Origin of the sequence: Desulfoferrobacter suflitae (genome assembly GCF_022603395.1) — a bacterium.
GTDB classification, from domain to species: domain Bacteria; phylum Desulfobacterota; class Syntrophobacteria; order Syntrophobacterales; family Syntrophobacteraceae; genus Desulfoferrobacter; species Desulfoferrobacter suflitae.
The window spans coordinates 404,175-426,756 of record NZ_JAIBKA010000003.1; the positions used below are offsets into that span (position 1 = coordinate 404,175).

The window sequence follows — 22,582 nt, forward strand, 5'->3', positions numbered from 1 at the left end:
AAGTACGAGCCTTGGCCAGGCAAATGATCATGGGTGAGCCTTGAATTGGCAGGCAGGATTTACTGAGAGGCGCGTCCAGCTTGATATCCCTGCTCATACGCCTTTTGTTCTCCCTCTTTGTGCTTGCCGTAGAGAAAACCACCACCGGCGCCGGCGGCCGCACCGATGACGGCTCCCAAGCCGGCATCACCAGCAATGGCTCCGATTAAGGCACCCGCGCCGGCACCCATGGCACCACCGCTCAAAGTCCTTTGTTCGGTTTCCGACATGCCCGCGCATCCAGCAAGCGCCAGGCCGATCACCAGAATCAACGCGATTACCGTCCTGTTCATAGTTCATTCCTTTCAAAGACACCAGGTTATTCCCTGCAAGGCTACTGTTCCATCATGAATCTGAACCGGGTTTCTACCGGCTTTTCATCCATATATCCCGGATGCGCCCTAGTCCAATCAATAAACATCTCGATTGCTTCGTTTCGGGACGGGGCCGGCTCAGGAAAACACACAAAACAACTTTCGATTCATGGCGTTTCTCCTCCTTGTGATGGTTTGAGCAAACCGCAACCGGTGGCCCGATGCCACGCTCGGCAGGAAGGTCCGGTCAGTCTCGGATGCGTTGGCAGGCGCCTGACGCCGTGGACGGTTCGCGTTGCCTCATGGGACTCCCTGATCATGGATACCATTTTCTCAACGTTTCAAGCATCGGGTAATGAGTCAGATCGTAATGTATCGGAGTGATGGATATATAATTGGCCAATACGGCAGACGAATCGGCACACGGGTCGGTATCAGGGAGGGGCGCAGAATTGCACAGCCAATAATAGACATTGTTGCGCGGATCCATACGCCGATCATAGCTTTCAATGTATTTCATATTGCCTTGATGGGTGACGCGGACCCCGCGGATTTTGTCCGCCGGTAGAGCCGGCACGTTCACATTTAACGAGACGCCGGCCGGCAACCCCTCTTGTTCCACCATCTGCAGCAGCATCGGCATGAACTGCAGCACTGCACTGAAATCAGTGGTCGTGAAAGAATCGATGGAAACGGCAACTGACGGGACCCCCATAACGGCAGCTTCGGTCGCAGCAGATACGGTGCCCGAATAGATCACATTGACCCCCACATTGGCTCCTTGATTGATGCCGGAAATGACCACCTCGGGCGGTGGTTTGATCAGCTCTGCAATGGCGATCTTCACGCAGTCGGCGGGAGTACCGTCTAACGCGTAACCAAAAAAGTGACCGTTGCGCTGAACGGATTTGATTCTGAGCGGATTCAAGAAGGTGATGGCGTGTCCGACCGCGCTCTGTTCGGTTTCAGGTGCCACCACGGTCACATCATGTTGGGTTGTGAGCGCTTCGTACAGGGCTTCGATACCTTTCGCGTAAATGCCGTCATCGTTTGTCAGTAATATTCTCATACACCACCACTCTGTCTGCCACTCCATTCATTCGCCGGTGCTCTATCCATATTGCAAATCATGACAATTTTCAACTCCGAGCATCTCTTTCAACAGATAATGATGGACAACAGCAGTGATCATGATTCTATTTCCCCCAAACCATCAGTGGTATAAGTTGCCTGAATCCTTTATACTGATAGAGCGGTTGGGGGAGGTAGATTTCGAGAAATTTTGCAGAACATTTAGAGGAAGTCGAGGGGGCGGCATCATGAGTGTCTGGCTTAGAAGCATTATGTTCGTTATGGCTGCATGTCTGATCGCTTCATGCACAATATTTCCGCAGGGAGTGTTTTCATCCGGGCAGGTAAAACTGCTGAGTATTACTATTCCCGGAAACATGGACGAGGATCTGCCTTATGATGTCGTGGTCACTTTTCGCGCACAAGGTGACGCTAAAATAAGAAAGGCCTGTTTTCGCTGGCTGGATAAAACGGAACTGGTTAAGCAGCCGTCACTCTACTGCTACACGCAGGAAGTAACAGACAACGTTCCAAGCGGTTCCGCATGCTGGCGCTGGTTGGCGGAAGGAAAATACTCGCAGGCATCCCCGACAATATGCACTGACATAGCCGAAATTAAGGATATCGAGTACGAGGACCCCGGAAGATTTACCCTGAGGCTCAGCTCCAAGAACGTGCGACCTTACTACAATGCGGTGGAATGCTATGTGCAATACCTTGCTGACGGCACCCTGAAAAACAGCAATCGAGTGAGCTCTATCATCACCGTGCAGGAATAAGCGTCAGAAAGGACAGAGGGGGAGCGCCATTGCTGCTGTCGCGCCAAAGGTATGAAAGATCAACAGCCCATACACATTGGGACATCGGGCTGGCATTATGCGCCTTGGGAAGGTCCCTTTTATACCCCTGACGTTCCAGCCGCTCGATTCCTTCAATACTATTCCGAACGTTTCCACACGGTAGAAGTCAATAATTCCTTTTATCGACTCCCTCCGAAGCAATGATTTCTGCTCACCGGCCCCTGCCGGTGGGATCCTTACTGTTGACTGTGATGGGGCCCGGTAGTATGCTCAAACGTAAACAGGATGGAAGCATGGGCTAGACGCTATACAGGCTGGCAGGAGCCGGCATTGATCGTCGAGCTCATTCGGGATGGAGAACAAAGCGGCGATCTCTTGTGCGCGAAGCAAGTCATTTGCTTGTGCCAGAAAGGGAGGAAATCATGGGCAGTGTATACAAGATCATCGAGTTGGTTGGAACGAGCGAGACCTCTTGGGAAGATGCGGCGAAAACAGCTGTGGAGAGAGCCAGCAAGACCCTGACGGACTTGCGGGTTGCGGAGGTTGGCGAACTGGACATGAAACTTGAAAATGGCAAGGTCACAGCCTACCGGGCCAGGGTCAAATTGTCATTTAAGTATAAGGGCGATGATTAGTGGTTGAATGAACCGCTGGACCGTCACCGGTTTTGATCCTCACGTAATTTCCGTAGTAGCCGCTTTGTTCTTCAACTCAATTTGTTTGACCGAACCGATGCGCCCACACAGGTGGGCGCTGTTCGATTCCTGGATAAGCGGGATGCACCCCTGCTCGTGGACGATGACGGTATTCCGCGATCACCACCGCCATTTTCCAATCTAATCGAGCAGTTCCTGCGTACGGACTTTTATTCCATCGGAACCGATCCGCACAAAGTAGAAGGGTGGTCCGACTTCTTCGGTTTCACGAGCCAGCTTGATCAAAAACCTCTCGCAAATTGTTTGGGCGTCCTCCAATTCTGACGGGGTCCTGGGAAGTCGGCTCAAACGAAATTCAATGCCCATTTGGCGGGGAATGGCCACTACTTGAGTGGTTTTGATGGGGTGCAGGGGATCTGTGAAATGTTCACATCCGAACAGTTCAAAACGATACGGATCGCCTGTCGAATCGGGAACGAATCCGGCCAAAAGAAAGTAAACCCGCTCCAGATCAGGGCGCTCACCAGCATAGATGTTTTCCGCATGTATCCGGTTGATCTGTTCCTGCAGGTAAGGAACGGTTTGTTCCCTGATGACCTCGAAGCTCAACTGCCCTTGAGACTTGATATGCGCTTGAAACCTTTCGCATGCCAACACCCCGTAGCCGGCCCCTCCAGTGACAAGGACGGCATGCGAGCTCAGCACAAAAATCTTCTGCACGGTCATATGTTCCATCTTGTTGTCTGGAACAAACGCAACCGCTTTGCTGTCGGTAGCCAGGCTGATCCCGTGCCTGCCCTTGTATAAGAGAATCTGAGTCATCGGTCAGTCAAAGCCCCCACCTGATAGGGTTACGTTTTGCTCCAGATCACCGCCAGTGCTTTGGCGGGCGTATCACTCACGCAGCGGAAGCTGTGGCTCAAATCGGATTCAAAGTAAATGCTGTCGCCCGCGTGCAATATTTCCACCCGGTCCAGGGTGCGAAATTCTACGCTGCCCGCCAGCAAGTACAGAAATTCCTCACCCTCATGGCTCATGAATACCATCTCCTCGGCGGTCTGGACAGGGAATTCCACCAGAAACGGATCCATGGATTTGTTGGTCTTTTTGGTCTCCAGCGCCACATAGATATAATTGACCTCACCCTTTTGGTGGTGGGGACGGCGCTCAACCTTGATCCTTTCTTCCTGGCGGGTGATAGAAATCTTATCGCTTCCTTCTTCATCTTGAAAGAAGTAGGTCATTCCCACATTCAAGGCTCGAGCGAGCTTCAAGAGAGTCGCTATGGGCGGAATGACGTGATCATTTTCTATTTGCGAAAGAAACGGCTTGGAAAGCCCGGTTCGCCCTGCCAAATCTTGCAGTGTGTATCGATTTTTCTGGCGCAGTTCTCTGACTTTCTTGCCAATTTTCAGTGCCTTGACGGCCAGGCCAATATCGGTATTTTGTACTGTCTGCGTCATTTCTTCTCCTAAACCTTCGCATGCATTCATTGAGACAAATCACCCCCCCGGAAGTTAACTAATTTATAAACTATGTTTGCTGATATAAAAAACAAAAAATTCAGAGGTGTTGCACCACTCAAGCGGACACTTCCCCAGTGGATCAAATTGTAGCAAAAATGCTCATCGGGGCGGGTAAAAGATTGACAGACAAACCATTTGCGTTTTTTAATGCGAGGTGTGATGCGTACCATACGCAATTTTGGGCAGTGACAGTTAGCAAAATCAATCAGTAGTGCCCCCAATCCAAGCCTCAGATTTACTAGATTTTTCACAGGTGAAAGCGTTCGAGGTGGACTGAAGATTATGACGGTAAAAAATGGTCCCGACAGAAAAAGCCATCTCAACCTGAACCGCGAAGCGGAAGAACTGAAAGTACTCCTGGAAATCAGCCAGACAGTCCAAGCCTATCGCAGCCTGACGGATCTTATTTACTATATCATTAAGAAGGTCCGGGAGATCCTGGACGTAGAGGGAGTCTCCATACTACTGCCCGATGAATCAAGCGATGAGTTCCTCATCTCCTGGACCGCAAATATCCATAAAGAATTCACTGCAAAACTGAAGGAGTTTCGTTTTCCCATCGATAAGGGAATAGCCGGCCGGGTATTTAAGAGTCGAAAGGCTGAGGTGATTCTGAACACTGAATCCGATCCCGACCATTTCAAAAAGGTCGACGATTTCACGGGCTTCCAGACCAAGTCCCTGATAGCGGTCCCATTGCAGGGCAACAGCGATGTCATAGGTGTCCTGGAAGTAGTGAACAAGAGGGAAGGCTGCTTTGACGCAAACGATGTTGATTTCCTGACGACACTTTCCTGCATCGTGGGTCTTGCACTTGAGAACGCGCGCATCCATGCCACTCTGGATCGAGCCTACAAAGAATTGCAAGTGATCGATAAAGCAAAAGATAACTTGATCGAACTGACCCGGGAAGAAAACATCCGGCTGCGTAAAGAGGTGGAAGGACGATACCGTTTTGACCTCATAAAGGGCAACAGCGATTCCATGCTGGAAGTCCTGAAATTGTGCGAGAGGGCCGTTCAGTCGGATATTACCGTGCTCGTGGAAGGAGAAACCGGAACCGGCAAGGAGCTCATCGCGCGGTGCATTCATTATAACAGCAGGCGCAAAGATAAGCCCTTTGTAGCCCAAAACTGTGGGGCCCTCACGGAAACATTGTTGGCCAGTGAATTGTTCGGCTATAAGAAAGGGGCCTTCACTGGAGCCTACAAGGATAAGAGAGGATTGTTTGAAGTCGCTCACGGTGGCACAATTTTTCTCGATGAGGTAGGAGAGATGTCGCCGATGATGCAAGCGAGTCTGCTGCGAGTCCTGCAGGAAGGAGAAATTAAGCCGTTGGGCGCCGAAATGTCGAAAAAAGTGGATGTCAGGGTGATTTCCGCCACCAACCGAAGTCTGGCCAGAGATGTGGAGGAGGGCAGGTTCAGGAACGATTTGTTTTACCGATTGAGCGTTTTCCCCATCACGATTCCGCCGTTGCGTGAGAGAACCAGCGACATCCCCATCCTTGCAATGCACTTCCTGAAGGACTTCAGTGCGAAGCATGAGAAATCCGTCAAAGGATTTAGCCCACAGGCTCTGCGATGCTTGTCGCGCTATCCTTTTCCAGGCAACGTACGCGAACTGCAGAATGAGATTGAGCGTTCAGTGGCAATGGTCGAACAGGGCAGGTATATAGAGATACACCATTTGTCCGAGAAGATGCTGAGCAAAGAGTGTACTACTCCACTTCAGGTTCCGCTGCAGGGATCCTTGAAAGAAATGGTGGAGACCTTGGAAAAGAGATTGGTGGCCGAAGCGCTGGAAAAGCACAACGGGAACAAAACCAGGGTTGCTCAAGAACTGGGTTTGAGTCGCTTTGGCCTGATGAAAAAGATGCAACGTTATGGTCTGTGACGGAACTCGTCGAGGGTGGAGGCAGAAAAAGTTTTCGAGCACATCACAAAGAAATTGACAAGAACAGAAAAGGTTGTAAAGATTTTAATTGAATTGGATTTCACAATCTCCTGCAAATCTTCGTAAACGCTCGATTAGTGGAGTCCCTGCAGTTCATACGCGTGCAAGATCCGATTCGAACAGGATGATCCGGTTTAATGCTCGGTTTAAATAGCCAATCCAACACCGTTAACGCGGTTTTTGCCAGTTTATTTGCCAGAACCTGTTTGGCCTTTCGTTGGGTTTGCCGAAGGCAAACCCAACGAAAGGCGCGCTCATTCCAAGGGAAGTTTCAAAGGGCAAGGGAGCGCGGCAATCGGTCGCTCTTGCTCTCCATCCCAGAAATTTCAGACCATTCTTCATTGCAGCCCACTCTGTCAAGTTCCTGCCCGAAGAAAGGAGATCTATCGCGAATGGACTCGTTGCGCCCGGCCATCGTGCCGGCGAAACGCAGCACAGCCGAACGGGGGCAAAATGAAATCGGTTTGAACGGTGCCGGGTGGTCCCCAATAGCCACCAAGGAACAGTCCCTGGATACAATGAATAGCCGTTCCTAACTTGGCCTTTTGTATGCTCAAATGTTATAAAAAAGAGCTTTTAGCATAGATCTTCGCACAAACCTTATGGAAGAAGAGGAAAGACATGCCGATCACTATCTCAGAAAAGACGATCAAGAGCGACTTTATTGAAAAGGTCAAGAAGCTAAGCGGGCAAAATATTCACAAATGCTTTCAGTGTGGAACCTGCGGAGGAGCTTGCCCAATGTCGGGTCAATTGGCGACTCTACCCCGCAAGATCATGCGCATGGCACAGTTCGGGTTGGAGAATGAGGTTGCCGAGAGCAAGACTTTTTGGACGTGCGCTTCCTGCCACAGCTGCTCGGTGACATGCCCCCGCGGTATTGACCTGGCCAAGGTCATGGAAGCCCTGAGACAGCTTTCTCTCAGGAAAAATGTCAACTATGTGGAACCATCCAAGCTGCCTTCTGAGACCGTTAAGGAAATGCCCCAGATCGCGATGGTAAGCTGTTTCAGAAAAATGACGAGTTGAGGAGTATCATGAAGATAAGCTACTACCCGGGATGTACACTGAAGACTAAGGCAAAAAATTTGGAGGATGCTGCACTCGCCTCAATGGCGGCACTGGAGGTTGATTTCGAGGAGCTGCCGAGATGGAACTGCTGCGGTGCCGTCCACTCGCTTGCCGACGACGATTTGATTCACCATGTGGCACCGGTACGCGACCTGATCCGCGCCATGGAAAGAGGAAGCGACAAGGTGGTGACCCTTTGTTCCATGTGCTACAACACTCTGGCGCGTGCCAATCTGCTGATGCGCGACGACGAAGTCAAGCGGAAGACGATCAACGACTTCATGGACGAGGAAAAAGACTACCACGGTGAAGTGGAGGTGGTACATTTCCTCAATTTCCTGCGCGACGAGGTCGGCTGGGACAAGCTTCGCAGCAAGATCAAGGTCCCGTTGGAGGGACTGAAGCTCGCCCCTTATTACGGGTGCACTCTGTTGCGCCCGAAGAATGTCTCCATCGAACCACCGGGCCATCCTAAAATTTTCAGGGAGTTTTTGGAAGTGCTGGGTGCCAGGGTGATCGATTTTGCAGCCTCGACGCTGTGCTGCGGCTCCTATCAAATTCTGGCGAATCCTGAGGCGGCCGAAACGGTTGCCGCCACGATACTCGAAGGAGGTATAAACTCTGGAGCTGAAGCGCTAGTGCTCAGTTGTCCGCTGTGTGAGTTCAATCTGTCCAAGAAACAGGGGGATTTGCTGCAGAAAAACATGTTGTCGCAGGAAGTGCCCACCTATTACTTCACCCAACTTTTGGCCATTGCCCTTGGACTGGGTGGCGAGGTTTGCCGCTTTGACCTGAACGACAAAATTTCGGCGGAGCTTTTGAAATCCAAAAGCCTCCCATCGTGCGATCAAGCGATTCTGACCTGAAATTTTTTTGGCCGCAAGGCATCGATGGCTGTCTCCGTTCGACGGGATCGCATGGATCAAATCATTGCTTTGGATACAGTACCCTTCATACAGGATTACCCATATTAAGCGTAACAGTTGCACATTGTTAAGGAGAGATGAACATGTCAGATGCACAAACAGCTCCAGCGAAAAGTACTCCAGCGCAACAGGTAGCCACAGGAGACCGGGCTATTCTCCCCGAGGGAGCCAAGACGATACCCATCTATGTCATGGGTAAGAAGTATGAGGTTCCGGAAACTCTGACCATCATGAAAGCCATGGAATTTGCCGGTTTCAAGTTCCTCAGGGGGTGCGGATGTCGCGGAGGAATCTGCGGCGCGTGTCCTACCGTATACCGCAAGGAAGGAGATTACAAACTGCACTTTGGCCTCGCATGCCAAACTGTCGTTGAACCGAACATGTACCTGGCGCAGATTCCCTTTTATCCTGCTAATCGCGCCGGCTACAGTCTGGATGAGATTGAACCCACCGCTGAAGCCATCTTCGCCCTCTATCCGGAGTTGTTTCGCTGTGTCGCTTGCAATAATTGCACAAAGGCATGTCCCATGGGTGTTCAGGTGCTGGATTACATCTCGGCTCTAAAGCAGGGAGACATTGCCAAGGCGGCCAAACTGTCGTTTGACTGTATCCAGTGCGGCCTTTGTGCCAGCCGCTGTATGGGCGAACTTCCCCAGTATCACATTGCTCAGCTGGCTCGGCGTATATACGGAAAGTATATCCAGCCGCATGCGGATCATTTGGCCAAGCGTGTGGCAGAGATTGAATCCGGCAAATACGACGAGATCCTGGGCAAGCTCACCGAAATGAGCAAGGACGAGTTGGCAAAGCTCTACAAGGAACGAGAACGCGAACCGGATCTGGCGCCGCTGGGCACCTGGATGCCGCAGGATACGCAATATCTCTAGTGAAATAGGGGGAGCCTCGGGGCTGTCCCAACGGCTCCGTCGACGAACATTGACAACCACCGGACCGGAAGGTTCGGACCAAGCCCAGCGTACGTACTGAACTGAGGACATGAGGAGAAGATCATGGGTTATACTCCCGAGATGAAAGAACTGATTAAGCGAGTGGAGGCCAGCAGGCCCGAGCGGGTCGAAAGGGCTCGGCGTGGAGAGCATTATCCGGCTTTAAGCCTGGAAGAGCGCGAAGTGGTGCTCAACAAGTTTCACCCGGACTATCAGCAGGAAGGGCGCCGTCCGGTGAGAGTGGGACCGAATAAGGGCCAGGCTTTTCCCGAGGAGGTTGCCGGCATGCTGGAATCAAGATCGATGCTGAGACCCGAACGAATCGATCTCAGCAAGGTCGATTTCGACACCGATGTGTTGATCATTGGCGGCGGCGGCGCCGGAACATCTGCCGCATTGATGGCTTCACAAGCCGGCCTGAACGTCATCATGACCACCAAACTGCGCCACGGCGACGCCAACACGATGATGGCCGAGGGAGGGATCCAGGCAGCCTCGCAGGAATGCGATTCGCCCTTTTACCACTACCTGGATACGATCGGTGGAGGACATTTCACCAACCAACCCGACCTGGTTGCGGCTCTGTCACATGATGCTCCCCTGTCCATCGCCTGGCTGGAATCCCTGGGAATGATGTTCAACAAACTTCCAGACGGCCGGCTCGATGTGCGTCACTTCGGCGGATCATCGCGCAAACGCATGCACTCTGCCGGTGATATGACCGGCGCCGAGATCATGCGCGTCCTGCGTGACGAAGCGCGCAACCGGCGCGATCTCATTACCACATTGGAATTCTGCCCGGCGGTCGAACTGCTTTTGGATGAAGAAGGCAAATGCGCCGGTGCCGTCCTGTACAATATGGAAACCCGTGAATTTTTTGTGGCCCGCGCCAGAGCGGTTATCCTGGCCACGGGTGGATTCGGCCGTCTCCATATCAAGGGCTTTGCCACAACCAACCATTATGGCGCCACCATGGACGGAGTGGTCATGGCCTACCGCGTTGGAGTGGGCACCAACTTTCTTTATTCGACACAGTACCATCCAACGGGAGTGGCGTATCCGGAACAGAATGTGGGATTGTTGATCACCGAAAAAGTGCGTGGTCTCGGTGCGCATGTATTGAACATCGATGGCGAGCAGTTCTGCTTCCCCCTGGAACCGCGCGATGTTGAGTCTGCGGAACTGATCAAGGAGGCTGTCGAAAAGAACAAAGCGGTGATAACGCCCACCGGCCGTTTTGGTTTGTGGCTGGATTCGCCGATGATTGACCTGCTTCATGGAGAAGGCACCGTGCGCAAGGAACTGCCGGCCAAATTTATCCAATTCGATCGCCACGGGATCGACATCAGCAAGGAACCCATGCTGGTCTACCCGACCCTGCATTATCAAAACGGCGGGATTGCTATCAATTCGGCAGCGGCAACGGCTATCCCGGGACTGTTTGCAGCGGGTGAAACTGTTGGAGGAATACACGGGGAAAACCGGTTGATGGGCAACAGCCTGCAAGACATTATCACTTTTGGCCGTCGGGCCGGAGTGAGCGCCGCTAATTACGCGTCCAACGGGGTTGAGCTGAAGAAGCTGACGCTGGATCACGTGAACAAATTTGAAAAGGAGCTGGCGGAGGCCGGTATCACCAATCCGCTGATAGCCCCGATTCTGCTGCCCGATTATGCCACCGACGAAGTATCCTCGCGCCGGCTCATGGATGCCCAAATGGACAGCGAATAAAACAACCCAATCGGAGCAAAGCTTTTCCTTCGAAAACAATCAACAAGACGGGAGCATCATTTGATGCTCCCGTCTTGTAAGTAGTCGAACCTATCAAATTGGTGTAAGCATAGCATGCAGGGAATGAATTTATGAGTAAAGACGCCCAGGTAGTGTATACTTTTCCGAAAAACCCACTGGAGGAAGTTCGGGCTTCCATCACGGTTTTCAAAGGCAAGCAATACGTGGATCTGCGTATCTATTATAAGGGGGACGACGGAGAATTCCACCCATCGAAAAAGGGTTTGACTCTCTCCCTTGATCTTTTCTCAGAACTCGAGCAGGCCGTACAAAAATTAAGTGAAGCGGTTGGAGAATGAAGTGAAAAAACTCAGTGCTTTTTTCATAACGGTTTTGTTTGTTTTGGTGGGGTGCTCGTTGAAACAGGGTGCCCAATTGACGGATCAGAGCGGAACACCGAGCGTTTTCTGCAAAGTTGTCCAGCAGCCGCACCCTTTGCTCATGGGAACCTGGGAATGCTCCTTTCTAAGATATAAGAAAGATGACAATTACTTCAAGTACACCCTGGTGAAACACGCCGACAAATATGCTCTTTACCAACAGCGCACATGGCGCAGTGGAAGAAAAAAGAAGATGGATTGGGTCGCATGGACCATCAACGGCGCTACCATCTATGGCGAACCGAGGAAATACGGGGTAAGGATATTCGTTGAAGGAAACGATGTGTATTACACCATTCGCGGGCTCGACAACCCGGTCAAGATGACGCGTGTGGACGGGTAGGGGAGAGGAAGGCACTGCCGGGATGAGAGAAACGATCAGAAAGCTGGTTCAAGAAAATAACATGTGTGTTTTGGCAACTTGCCATGACCATAGACCGCACTGTTCACTCATGGCCTATCTGACGAATGAACGGGCAGATGGCATTTACATGGTGACGCGTCGGCATACGCAAAAGTACCGGAATTTAACCGCCAATCCTCAAGTGAGTCTGCTCATTGATACCCGCACCCAAGTGGAACCCGACCAGAGGTCTCGAATTCAGGCTCTGACCATCTCAGGAACGTGCAGCGTTACGGTGGACCCAAAGGAACGCGACGAGATTTTGCGTCAGATTGTCATCCGGCATCCTCATTTGAAGGAACTGGCAGACCACCCGGACGCAGCCATCATCTCCATCCAGCTGCATTCTTTCCTGCTGCTGGACGGTGCCCTCAAGGCTTACAGCCTGACAGGAGGCGAAATGGAAGGTTGATTTTTTAGTGGATTGGGCTGCTCACCGTTCAAAGCAATCCGACGAAGTTGGCTCACCGTTAAGCTCACCGCATCGAATTCATTTTCCACCCTACCATGCAGCAGATAGGCTCTGTTGTGGTCCAGATCCTGGCAAAAGCGCCTGAAGGTGTCAGGGAAAAAAACGGCCTCATAAATCGCCGTCTGATCCTCGAAGGAAACAAATTCCATCGGCTCTCCTTCCTTTGTTACCACTTCTTTACGGGTAATCGGCCAGCCCAGCATCCAGACCTTTTGCCCAATGTGTTGTGCCAGATCTGATGCAGGCACAATCGGGCAGGGAAAGGCACGAATGGCTGGTTTCAACGTTTGCAGAGGATGCACCGACAACACAAATCCAAGAGTTTCAATTTCTTGCCGCCATTTTTGCTGCGCAGTCAGATCCGGCAGGGAAGGAACCCGGATTTTGCCACGCCGGCCGAACAGGTTCAGTTGGCAGGGCTTGTCGGCCATGCTCGAACGGCTGCTACGCCCATGGGAATTGAGCCTCGCTTCAACCAGCCAGAGAATCTGGGGGCGATTGAACGTTCCAGCGAGACAATCCAGTACGCCGCTTTTTACCAGAACAGGAGCATCGGCGGGGGAAAGGGCGACACGCAGCAAAAAATCTTCCAGAGACTCGAACGGTCCGTTCCTCTCCCTTTCGCATAAAATGTCTTCCAGGGCGCCGCGATGAACATTTTGCAACTGCTGGAATCCGACTCGAATGGTTTGTTCTCGCCCCCCATAGGTCCACTCGCTTTGATTGATATCCGGTCCCAAAACCGTTATTCCCATACGACGCGCTTCGGAAACGTAGGCGAATGTGCTGTAATATCCTCCGCCGTTGCTGATCACTGCCGCCATGAATTCCGCCGGATAATGCGCCTTGAGATAAGCGGCTTTGAAGCTCACCAGAGCATACGATGCCGAATGAGGTTTACAAAAGGAATATCCGGCAAAGGAGGTGAACATCTCCCAGATGCTGTCGACCACCTCTTTGGAGACGCCCCTCCTGAGGCATCCGTCACGAAAGCATTGGTGATAATGGGAGAGTTGTTGAGTGCTTTTCTTGCTGAGCACCTTACGCAGTCCGTCCGCTTCCGCCCAGTCAAATCCTGCCAGAATCATGGCTGCCTGGACCACCTGTTCCTGGTAAACCAGGATGCCGTAGGTTTCCGCCAGAGTTTCCCGCAGATCCGGATGCAGGGGCTGATAAGGAACTCCATGCAGGCGGCGGATGTATTCTTGAATGTAGCGATTGGCGGCCGGACGAATAATGGACGAATGGATGACCAGGTGCTCAAAGTCGCCGCGTCGAGTTTTTTGCTGCAGCTGCCGCATGGCCGGAGATTCCACGTAGAACACTCCCATGGTGTCGCCACGGCGGATTAATTCCAACGTTGCGGGGTCATCGAGGGGATTTAAGGAAGCGTAATCCAGCACTCTTCCGGTGTTTCTTTGAACCGCAGCCAGCGTATCTCGAATAACGGCCAGAGAGCGATTGCCCAATAGATCGATTTTTACCAGCCCCGCTTGTTCCGTCTGATCTTTTTCCCATTGAATGATATTGTTCCCCTTGGCACTGCGTTCTACGGGAACGTAGCGGGTAACGCGATCGGGAACCAGGATAACCCCGCCGCAATGCACCGCAAGATGCCTGGGAATGGATTCCAGGCGGGTTGCCAGAGCAAGAATTTCCGGCCACGGCGGATCGAGAGCAAAAGCACGGAATTTAGGGTGACTCTCCACGCGCTCCCGGATGCGCCCGGGATGAGTCCAAGAGCCCATGCGCCGGGTCACTTCTTTAATTTCGCCCGCCGGAATTCCGTACACCTTGGCTACTTCCCGCACAGCCGCCCGTCCGCCGAATCCGACATGATTGGCGACCGAAGCCATTCTCTGTGGACCGTAATGGCTGAGTAGCTCATCGAACAAATCGTCGCGCTCATCCCACGGAAAATCGACATCGATATCGGGGTGGTCCCGCCGCTGGGGATTTAGAAATCGGCCGAATAAAAGATTGTGGCGGATGGGATCTACGTGGGTTATTCCCAACAAATAGCTCACCAGGCTGGCTGCAGCGCTTCCTCGCCCGCAATGAATGGGACGGCGTCGGACAATGTCGGCCACTACCAAAAAATAATCCACATAGCCTTTGGCAACGATCAAATCGAGCTCTTCCGCAAGACGCCTTTCAATGGTCTCGTTGGTGCGCCCGTAGCGCCAGCGAATTCCGTCGCGGCATTGGTTCAGCAAAAGTGAAAAATGATCGTCTTGTCGATCCCGATAGTAAGGGAAGACGGTCCGTGAGTGATCCCATGCCGTGTGGCATTGCCGGGCCAATTTGACACTGTTGGCCAGCGCTTCCCAACTGCTGGGAAAATGCCGGATCATTTGCTGAGTCGTCTTGAACCAGCGCTGCGGTTCAACCACTTCGTTCGAAGGAAGGTCGCTCAGGGTGCGATTGAGATCAATCGCCCGAACCAGACGGTGCAGAGAGTAATCATCGGGGTGCGCAAAATAAACGGCATTGCTCGCAACCGGCGGGATCTTCAGACTATTGGCGATTTTCAGTGACTTGCGACTGGCAGGTCCGGCCACAACTTCCATCCAGCAATCGGCATGAGAACTTAAGGCCGTGAGAAGATGCGGATCACTGCTCAATAAAGCCAGATGGAGACGGTTATTGGGAAATTGGTGTATGAGTGAAAAACTTTCCTGCAAATGGCGGCGGGTGATCAAATCTGAGAGGAATTCATAACCCAGAGGAGTTTTCGCCAGGATAACGGCTTCTTCCGTTTTGGTTTGAAGGTGGGCTCCTAGGATGGGACGGATGCCGTATCGGCGGGCGGCTTCCAAAAAATGGATCAACCCGTAAAAGCCATTGGTGTCGGTCAAAGCAAAGGTGTCAAACCCCACTTCCTTTGCCTTCCTGCAAAGGGTTTCAGGGGAACTGACCCCCCTCATCAGGGAGTAGCTTGAATGCACGTGCAAGTGAACAAAGGAGCTCGGCATAGAAAGAATCCAGAGGAGGGAAACAAGCATTCGGTACGTTGTTATTCTGTTGGTATGCCGCTCGTTTAACCCATCCCTTTTTAGCCACGTTGACCGGCGTTCATCTGCGCTTGAAACCACTCATGGGTCTTGCCCCACTCGATTGCCCGGCGACCGAAACGCCGGCGAATGTGATCCATGGCTTGCTGCAGCTTTTCGGTGCGGCGGGTGGCAGCTTCTTCCCAAGGAAAAAGCGACATCTGCCGAAGGGGCACAGAAAACTCATAAAATTCCAAAACCATGCGGCGAACGGCGACGCGGCGCTGAATCAGCCGCTTGAAAACCGGAAGGATGAAGGAAAATAATCGGTAATCGACATGCGCGGCAACGCGCGGCAGGAAAGCCTGACTTTTAACAATTCTACCATCGGCATGGCGGATCTCCAGAGAAAATTTCCCCGGGCAGCGATTCTGTCGGCGGAGGAGCCAACCGGCTTCTTCCACCTGTTGAAACAGGATTGCTTCCAGGCGTTCTCGATCGATTTCGTCCCGCTCCAGGTTGTGGATCACCTTCAAACGGGGGGTCTCCCGGAATGGAAGTATGGGAGTGGAATCGATGCCCCGGGCAAGTCGCAGAAGCCTGGAACCGGCCTCACCGAAAACCTGGTAGAGGGATTTTGCCGGCAAATGAGCCAATTGACCGATCCGCCGGATGTTAAAATCGGCCAGTCGGGAGGCCGTTTTAAAACCGACGCCGGGAAGAAAGGTGACCGGTAAGGGAGCAAAAAAAAAGGTTTCCCCACCCGGGAAAATACAGCTTAAATCCCCTGGTGGAATGCAGTTTGCCGCCACCTGACTGATCAATTTGTTGGCGGCCAGTCCGATGCGCGCATGCAAACCATTTTGCGCCGCCAGTCTATGTTCCAGGCGACAGGCAACATCCGGAGCAGGTCCCCAGAGCCGTCGAGTACCGGTTAGATCGACAAAATAGCGTCCGGGAAGGGCTCCCTCGACCAAAGGGGAAAAATAACCGAGGCTTTCCAGGATATGTTGGTGCCGAGTCCTGTAGAACGACAAGTCGGGGGCAACGGTCACCAGCCTGCGGCAGAAGCGTCGTGCCCGGCTAAGCGGCATGCCTTCCCGAATGCCTTCCCTGCGCGCCATGCCATTCACTCCCTGGACGACAGCCCGCGGTCCATTTTCCGCCAGAGCCAATGGCCGTTTTATCCACTCGGGACGGCGCAGCTCCTCGAGGGTGACATAAAAATCGGGAACATCCAGATGGGCAATACATCGCTCCATGGCTTTACTCATTATATGTATTTAAGAGACTACAATTCCTGCCATCTCTGCGAACATCGCATCCTGTTCAGTCCCCGCCGTGTCTAACGCCATGACCGTCGATAATGGCGCAAAAGCCCTACCACCGTCCCCACGATCTCCACATCGCGGGCCGGCACCCGCAGGGATTTCATGCGGCTGTTTGCCGGTCGCAGTTCTACTTCTTCGCCGTGCGGATAAAATTTCTTGACGGTTGCTTCACCACCGACCAAGGCCACAATCGTTTGCCCATTTTCCGCATGCGACTGCTTGGTGATGATTAAAATGTCTCCCTCACGGATTCCTTCGTCTATCATGGAATCACCCCGCACCTTCAGGGCGAAATTGTTGCCGCTCCCCAGCAAGCTTTCCGGCACTTCAATCGATTCGGGAACCTCGATCGCTTCGATGGGAGTGCCGGCGGCAACCACCCCTAAAAAGGGAATGGAAGCGGCCCCTGTGCGCAGCGGCAACAAGTCCAGAGCGCGTTTTTGATTGCCCCAGGGACTCTGCAGGTAGCCACGTTTTTCCAGTTGCTTGAGATGCTTGGAAACGGCATTGAGGGATCGGAATCCCAAATTTGTTCGGATTTCTTCGTAAGAAGGGGAATAACCGTGCTGTTGCAGGTAGTCCTGCACAAAGCGATAGACTCTTTCCTGTGCCGGTGTGAGCCTCATGACGCCATCCTCCTGCGACTGGTTTCTGCCGCGTTTATTGTGTATGATTACAATGGAAAACTTGCCCATCTCACGGTTTTTAAAATAAGGTGAAAATAAGGTGAAAGTCAAGAGCGATTATTGTTTGCAGAATCGGCTTCACCCATTGAAAGCGCTGCATAGAACATGACGGCCGGGAAACCTTCCCCCCAAGACAGAATATTGCTCGAATTGGAAGCCATCCGAGATTGCTTGAGCCATTTCCAAGAGGCCTTGGCCGAGCTTGCCGACAAGAAACGGGGGTTTTCCCTGGAGGCGATTCTGGATGCTCTTTCAGCCCATATAGCCCTGCTGGACGAAACAGGCGCAATTCTTTTCACCAATCGCGCATGGAAGCAATTCGCCGCTGAAAATGGCATGTCCCAAGAGTTTGGCTGGATCGGTATCAACTATCTGGAAATTTGCTATGCCGCCACCGACGCAGATGCTCCCATTGCGGTCCAAATTGCTGAAGGAATAGAGAACGTCATCCGAGGGAAGATGAAGCAATTTAGCATGGACTACCCCTGCCACTCGCCCACAGAAAAGCGTTGGTTTCGCATTCAAGCGACCCGCTCTTCCATGAACCAAAAGGTATGTGCCGTCGTGTGCCATGACAATATTACCGGGTTGAAGTCGAGCTACGAGAGAATTCGTGCGCAGGAGGAACAATTGCACTTGAAGGCGGAAGAACTGGCAAGGGCCAATACCGCACTCAAAGAGGTGCTGCAGCGGGTCGAAACGGAAAAGCGGGAAGTGCAGGAAAAGATTGCTTTAAACATTCAGGAAAGTGTGTTGCCCTATGTGCAAAAAATGAACGCCATGAGCTTGCCGCCAGATATTCAAAACCACCTAAAATTACTGGAAAATGCTTTACTGGACATCCGTTCTTCCTTTGCCAGAGACTTAACAATCCGTTCAGTAGGATTGACTCCCAGTGAACGACGCATTGCAACTCTTATCAGAAACGGCCTGAACAGCAAAGAAATTGCCGTAATGTTGGGCTTGTCAATCCGCGCCATAGAATTTCACAGGCAAAATATTCGGCACAAACTCGGTCTGAAAAACAGCAAGGCCAATCTTCATTCCTTTTTACTCGAGATGCCGAGCATCACCCTGCCATCCGGAAACACACCCAACGATTGAAATGCTTTTCGGCCTCCTTAAGAGGTGACCTCTCACACTGCTGTTAAGAACAACACTGCGGCGGTCCCACCATGCCAGCGTTTCCGGTTACCACGCCTTGCCGCTTGCGTTGCGTTTGCCGTGCACCGGGCTACGAGTATTTCCCTGGTGTTTATCCAGCAATAATCAATCGTTGTTCCAATGGCAGTGGTGTTTATTTTGTGGTCAAGGACTGAGGCTGGATGAAAAATAACCAAGAATCAACTGATTAGGAGGCAACAATGAGCGAAGTAACGACACCGCAAGGCAGAACCCCGTTTGTTTGGGTCAAAGACAAGGCAGGCAATGAATTTATTTGTGAACTGGGTGCTTTGAAAGATCCTAAGAACGCATCCCAGGATGAATTGAAAAACTGTATCGATGACGCAAAATCTCCGCAGCCTTTTGCGGGTGGCTAACCATGCAGGTTCAGCCTTGGGCAGTGGCAAGATAACAGTTGTACAACCCAAGAGAAATGATCCCTGAGGGCGGTCCGTATGACCGCTCTTTTTATTTGCGGAGCAATCCTCGATTCTGCCGGTTGATCCCCCAAGGGCTGCGATTAACAAAAAGCCTCAAGGAGGATTGTTCGGGGCTCTCAACTTATCCAAACCCCGGGAGGATCTTGAATCCATCCGGGGGACAATTTCGTGTGCTGAGCACAATGTGCAGCGGGTTTTGCGAAAAAGCCTGAAAGGCAAGGAAGCAAACGTCTCCATTCTTGCCAAAATCACTCGCGAAGGAAATTACCTGGCTTCAACCGATACCAATCATGCACTAATTGGAGAGCTGCTTGCCAGGAATTTGCAGGTGCGTCTCGGCGATGAACTGGTTCTGCTGGGTCAGGGGCGGGACGGCTCTATAGCGGCGACCGTGGTTGAGGTGAAGGGGATTTTCAGCTCGGGCCAGGACGAGTACGATCGCAGCATGGTCCATATCCCGCTCAAGTTTTTTCAGGATGTGTACAGCATGAGCGGCTCCGTTCACGAGGCGGTCATTGTGGACGAATCACTGGAGGCCGTACCGGAGATTAAGCAAGAGGTAGCAGCAAAGCTAAGCGACATGCACGACCATGCCAATCTGGTTGTGCTTGACTGGAAGGAATTGATGCCGGGTTTGGTCCAGGCCATCAAAATGGACCTGGTGAGCGGATTCATTTTCTATATCATTCTGGTGGTAGTCGCCTTCAGCATTCTCAATACCTTCCTCTGTTCAACGTCTTTTTCACCATTATCAACAACATGGCCGATCCCCCCGGGATTCTTCAGCCGCGCGGCGTTTGGGATGTTACTGAGGATGTTCAGCTTATCTTTGCCAGTAACATTTTCTACGGCACAGGAGCAGACCTGTTCGACAAGGATTAAAAATTTCACCAAAAAATTCGTGACTTCTGAAAACAAATATGCTTAGCTGATAAAACAATATAGTCATGGAGAGAGGCGAGAGGGAACTGGCCCTGCGACCGCCCGGCAACCTTTTCCGGAAGTTGTATTTTTGGAAGGTGCCAACGCCAGCCCGCAAGGGAGCCATGAGGTCAAAGGCATGACAAACGGTACTTTGCCTCTTTGCAGTTCCTGCGAGAGGTGTTTTTATATCCCGGCAAAATCTTCGGCAACCAGAGATCCGCCGTCATCTCCCGCGCCATCACGCAGGGAAGCCCCATTTGACTCTAGACCCTACGCCCGTGGGTCGATTTGTGGCTTATTGCATCCCACGCAAATCAATGTTGCTAAAAGGCCGGCAAGGGTTCTGGCTGCTGTGATCAGCACGGCGACCCTGTGCAAGCCATGAAGGAAAGATTGTTTATGATCAATGCAAGAATCGACCAGAAAAGCTTCCTTGGAAATCCCGACAAAGTGCTGGGTAATGTCCTCGCCTATATCGAAGAGGTCAAATCTACATTTGAATCCGAAGTATTTAAGGGCCTTGGATTTGGGTTGATATTCTATCACTTGCATGCCGACGGCGGCGACGTCGTCGTCTTGTCAAGCAACCAGATTGTTCAAGAACTTGTCTCGTTCAAATCTAGGCCACCGCTCATCCTTTCGGAACAATCGGAGCAGTGGAATAAAGCGCTCAATATTCTGAGGGATTGGAAATACGTCGAACCTTTATTCATCACTCACGGGTGGAAAGACAAGCACTCCTTTGCATTTTCCCACAGCATGGCTATCCCCACCATGGCAGCCGGAGACTCGACGTCGCCTGCGAGCAGGGTTGTGGAGTGCCATATCTTTAAGTCCCTCCACCCCAATCTACTTCCTTTTGTTCTCATTGACGGCCTGTTGGCACCGCCCAGAGGCAATGCATTGTGTGTGGTCGAGGCAGCCCCTGAGGAAGAGCTTCTCTATTCCCGCTTGAAAAACAGGACTGAAGAAGAGCAGCAGGTGAAGCTCCACTTCGTTCGGGCACTACTCAAGAGCAAACGCCCCGCTGTCCTCTTGAAGGCCTTCAAGTGCCTGGGGCAGATGAGATGTGGAGAGGAGCTCTTCGAAACTGCAGTGGAAGTCTGTTTGGAGAATCTCCCCGGAGGTGGCGACAGGATGTTGAGTGCCATGGAAAAAGCTTTGTTCTCGGTACGCTTTCCGACCTCTCAAAAGCTCGCCGCTTTGATCAGGGAGACCCTTGGCAATCGAATTGAACTGTATCTGAATGATGGGGAACCCAGCCGCAGACGACTGGCAGCGCGCTTTTATTTTGCAGCTGAAGACCAGCCGGACGCGAACATCATCCAAAAGCTTGCCCGAGATCAGGACTTTTCTGTCCGACAGCTCACGGCCGAGCAGCTGGCTGGACGAACCGAAGTCGAATCGCTGCGTGCCATACTCTTCGAACTTCTGCAGGACACAAGCTCCGAAGTCCGCCTGAAGGCGGTAAAAGTGCTGGCGAGCCAGCCTGACGAGCTGACATTCCGCAGGCTTTTCGCTTTGACCGGGGATCCGGATTTGAATGTTAGAGCGGCAGCGGTCGGGGCTTTTGCTCATGAATCCGCTTCTCCGTGGGTCGAAAGTCTCATTGAGATGCTGCAGGATTCCCATAGCGAAGTTTTTAGGGCCGCCGCTAAAGCCTTGCGCTATGCAGCGCGCGAAAAGCACCTGCCGTCGATCAAAACCGCCTATCAGCGATTGAAATCCAACAGCCAAGCCAACGGGGCTCTGGTCGAGCTGGAGTGGACTATTCTGGCACTTGAGGGGAATATCTGTGAATTGGAAAAAATGCAGGAATCCTACGGGGCAAAATTCAGTCGCATATGGATCTCTCCGGTAATAAGAAGGGCCAGAGAGATTAAACAAAACCGTCACCAAACCGCTCTAAACGGCATCTGATTCGCCTTTTTTTCCTTCCAGACCTTGGCAAAAAGCCAAGACGTTTTTGCCAAGGTCGTTGAGAAAATATCCTCCCTCGAGCAGCGAAAAATATCGTCCCCGGGCTTTGGCATGAGCCGTTTCATGGATGGCGCAGCCGATCCGGTGAAAGTCGGATGATTCCAGCAGTCCCCCCCAATCTTCTACATACAAATCAAAACCTGCCGAAACAGCGATGATGTCTGCCTCCTCAACACGGTCTAGTTCATCCTGCAGAAGTTCCAGGTAAGCTTCACGCTGCCTCGACCAAACATCGATGACGCAAACCGACGAGGTCTCCGCAAAAATGTCTTGGGTACCGTCGCCCCGGTGCATGTCTATGTCCACAATGACCGCTTTACGGATGAGGCCGGTTTCCAGGAGCTCCGCTACGGCCACTGCGATGTTGTTAAAAAAACAGAAGCCCCCGTATCGAGATCTCCCGGCGTGATGTCCCGGCGGTCGGATGATCGCAAAGCTCGGTTGACCCTGGCAGGCCAGGTGAGCCGAACATAACGCCCCTCCGGCCGCCAGCATGGCGGTCTGATAGGTTTCCATGCTTTCCTGCTGGACCTTCTCCAAATGCTCTTGCGAATGAACTCGCAGAATGCTTTCCTTGGAGGCCTTTTCCGGCTCCACGGTTGCGTAGTAGTCCTTGAGCTTATTGTATATGATGGAAATTCGAAGCGGGTTTTCAGCCAACGAGGTGAAATAATCGGTCAAATAGTCTTCATGATATATGATCTTTAACACT

24 protein-coding genes and 1 riboswitch are annotated in these 22,582 nt (G+C 52.1%); of the genes, 16 read left to right on the top strand and 8 right to left on the bottom strand.

Annotated features, from left to right (window positions below; all coding sequences use genetic code 11):
* Positions 1–59: 59 nt before the first annotated feature.
* Positions 60–332 (bottom strand): YMGG-like glycine zipper-containing protein, encoded by a 273-nt coding sequence (locus K1V27_RS07235; protein ID WP_258928958.1) that lies wholly within the window; start codon positions 330–332, stop codon positions 60–62.
* Positions 333–669: 337 nt separating this feature from the next.
* A complete protein-coding gene (gene surE, locus K1V27_RS07240) occupies positions 670–1,422 on the bottom strand; it encodes a 5'/3'-nucleotidase SurE (RefSeq protein ID WP_258928959.1) in 753 nt (250 codons plus the stop codon).
* Between the two features lie 250 nt (positions 1,423–1,672).
* Here surE and K1V27_RS07245 point away from each other — a divergent pair, with 250 nt between their 5' ends.
* From K1V27_RS07245 to K1V27_RS07250, 3 genes are all read left to right on the top strand, one after another.
* Positions 1,673–2,203, top strand: coding sequence for a hypothetical protein (locus K1V27_RS07245; RefSeq protein WP_258928960.1), 531 nt, complete (start codon positions 1,673–1,675; stop codon positions 2,201–2,203).
* 51 nt (positions 2,204–2,254) lie between these two features.
* Positions 2,255–2,428, top strand: a complete 174-nt coding sequence (locus K1V27_RS22765; RefSeq protein ID WP_353740537.1) for a DUF72 domain-containing protein — start codon at positions 2,255–2,257, stop codon at positions 2,426–2,428.
* 218 nt (positions 2,429–2,646) lie between these two features.
* Complete coding sequence (locus tag K1V27_RS07250; RefSeq protein WP_258928961.1) at positions 2,647–2,859, top strand: dodecin family protein; 213 nt, start codon at positions 2,647–2,649, stop codon at positions 2,857–2,859.
* Between the two features lie 201 nt (positions 2,860–3,060).
* Here the strand turns inward: K1V27_RS07250 and K1V27_RS07255 are convergent, their stop codons facing one another.
* Entirely contained in the window at positions 3,061–3,702 is a 642-nt protein-coding gene (locus K1V27_RS07255; RefSeq protein WP_258928962.1) for an Ntn hydrolase family protein, read from the bottom strand.
* 29 nt (positions 3,703–3,731) lie between these two features.
* Positions 3,732–4,343: a helix-turn-helix domain-containing protein gene (locus K1V27_RS07260; RefSeq protein ID WP_258928963.1), complete on the bottom strand. Its 612-nt coding sequence runs from the start codon at positions 4,341–4,343 to the stop codon at positions 3,732–3,734.
* A 345-nt stretch (positions 4,344–4,688) separates the two neighbouring features.
* Here K1V27_RS07260 and K1V27_RS07265 point away from each other — a divergent pair, with 345 nt between their 5' ends.
* From K1V27_RS07265 to K1V27_RS07305, 9 genes are all read left to right on the top strand, one after another.
* Complete coding sequence (locus K1V27_RS07265; protein ID WP_258928964.1) at positions 4,689–6,302, top strand: sigma-54-dependent Fis family transcriptional regulator; 1,614 nt, start codon at positions 4,689–4,691, stop codon at positions 6,300–6,302.
* A gap of 452 nt (positions 6,303–6,754) precedes the next feature.
* The gene (locus tag K1V27_RS07270) at positions 6,755–6,898 is read left to right on the top strand and encodes a hypothetical protein (RefSeq protein WP_258928965.1); all 144 of its coding nucleotides are present in this window, start codon (positions 6,755–6,757) and stop codon (positions 6,896–6,898) included.
* 85 nt (positions 6,899–6,983) lie between these two features.
* On the top strand, positions 6,984–7,391 hold the full coding sequence (locus tag K1V27_RS07275) for a 4Fe-4S dicluster domain-containing protein (protein ID WP_258928966.1): 408 nt from the start codon (positions 6,984–6,986) through the stop codon (positions 7,389–7,391).
* A gap of 8 nt (positions 7,392–7,399) precedes the next feature.
* Entirely contained in the window at positions 7,400–8,299 is a 900-nt protein-coding gene (locus K1V27_RS07280; RefSeq protein ID WP_258928967.1) for a CoB--CoM heterodisulfide reductase iron-sulfur subunit B family protein, read from the top strand.
* Positions 8,300–8,442: 143 nt separating this feature from the next.
* Positions 8,443–9,246 (top strand): 4Fe-4S dicluster domain-containing protein, encoded by an 804-nt coding sequence (locus tag K1V27_RS07285; protein ID WP_258928968.1) that lies wholly within the window; start codon positions 8,443–8,445, stop codon positions 9,244–9,246.
* Positions 9,247–9,369: 123 nt separating this feature from the next.
* Positions 9,370–11,037 (top strand): FAD-binding protein, encoded by a 1,668-nt coding sequence (locus K1V27_RS07290; protein WP_258928969.1) that lies wholly within the window; start codon positions 9,370–9,372, stop codon positions 11,035–11,037.
* A 131-nt stretch (positions 11,038–11,168) separates the two neighbouring features.
* Positions 11,169–11,396 (top strand): transcriptional coactivator p15/PC4 family protein, encoded by a 228-nt coding sequence (locus K1V27_RS07295; RefSeq protein ID WP_258928970.1) that lies wholly within the window; start codon positions 11,169–11,171, stop codon positions 11,394–11,396.
* Position 11,397: 1 nt separating this feature from the next.
* The gene (locus K1V27_RS07300; RefSeq protein WP_258928971.1) at positions 11,398–11,820 is read left to right on the top strand and encodes a hypothetical protein; all 423 of its coding nucleotides are present in this window, start codon (positions 11,398–11,400) and stop codon (positions 11,818–11,820) included.
* Between the two features lie 22 nt (positions 11,821–11,842).
* On the top strand, positions 11,843–12,292 hold the full coding sequence (locus K1V27_RS07305; protein WP_258928972.1) for a pyridoxamine 5'-phosphate oxidase family protein: 450 nt from the start codon (positions 11,843–11,845) through the stop codon (positions 12,290–12,292).
* Here K1V27_RS07305 and K1V27_RS07310 read toward each other — a convergent pair.
* From K1V27_RS07310 to lexA, 3 genes are all read right to left on the bottom strand, one after another.
* On the bottom strand, positions 12,259–15,357 hold the full coding sequence (locus K1V27_RS07310) for a DNA polymerase III subunit alpha (RefSeq protein ID WP_309573999.1): 3,099 nt from the start codon (positions 15,355–15,357) through the stop codon (positions 12,259–12,261). The genes K1V27_RS07305 and K1V27_RS07310 overlap by 34 nt on opposite strands.
* A gap of 50 nt (positions 15,358–15,407) precedes the next feature.
* Entirely contained in the window at positions 15,408–16,607 is a 1,200-nt protein-coding gene (locus K1V27_RS07315; RefSeq protein ID WP_258928974.1) for a DNA polymerase Y family protein, read from the bottom strand.
* Positions 16,608–16,690: 83 nt separating this feature from the next.
* The gene (lexA, locus tag K1V27_RS07320) at positions 16,691–17,302 is read right to left on the bottom strand and encodes a transcriptional repressor LexA (RefSeq protein ID WP_258928975.1); all 612 of its coding nucleotides are present in this window, start codon (positions 17,300–17,302) and stop codon (positions 16,691–16,693) included.
* Positions 17,303–17,467: 165 nt separating this feature from the next.
* On the opposite strand from lexA, the gene K1V27_RS07325 reads away from it, so the two are divergent.
* From K1V27_RS07325 to K1V27_RS07340, 4 genes are all read left to right on the top strand, one after another.
* Positions 17,468–18,466 (top strand): helix-turn-helix domain-containing protein, encoded by a 999-nt coding sequence (locus K1V27_RS07325; RefSeq protein WP_258928976.1) that lies wholly within the window; start codon positions 17,468–17,470, stop codon positions 18,464–18,466.
* A gap of 260 nt (positions 18,467–18,726) precedes the next feature.
* Complete coding sequence (locus tag K1V27_RS07330) at positions 18,727–18,903, top strand: hypothetical protein (RefSeq protein ID WP_258928977.1); 177 nt, start codon at positions 18,727–18,729, stop codon at positions 18,901–18,903.
* Between the two features lie 259 nt (positions 18,904–19,162).
* Entirely contained in the window at positions 19,163–19,894 is a 732-nt protein-coding gene (locus K1V27_RS07335) for an ABC transporter permease (protein ID WP_258928978.1), read from the top strand.
* 14 nt (positions 19,895–19,908) lie between these two features.
* Positions 19,909–20,019: riboswitch (SAM riboswitch) on the top strand.
* Between the two features lie 270 nt (positions 20,020–20,289).
* Positions 20,290–21,810 carry a HEAT repeat domain-containing protein gene (locus K1V27_RS07340; protein ID WP_258928979.1) on the top strand — a complete coding sequence of 507 codons (1,521 nt, stop codon included), beginning with the start codon at positions 20,290–20,292 and terminating at the stop codon, positions 21,808–21,810.
* Here K1V27_RS07340 and K1V27_RS07345 read toward each other — a convergent pair.
* On the bottom strand, positions 21,796–22,581 hold the full coding sequence (locus tag K1V27_RS07345; protein ID WP_258928980.1) for a histone deacetylase family protein: 786 nt from the start codon (positions 22,579–22,581) through the stop codon (positions 21,796–21,798). The genes K1V27_RS07340 and K1V27_RS07345 overlap by 15 nt on opposite strands.
* Position 22,582: the final 1 nt, after the last annotated feature.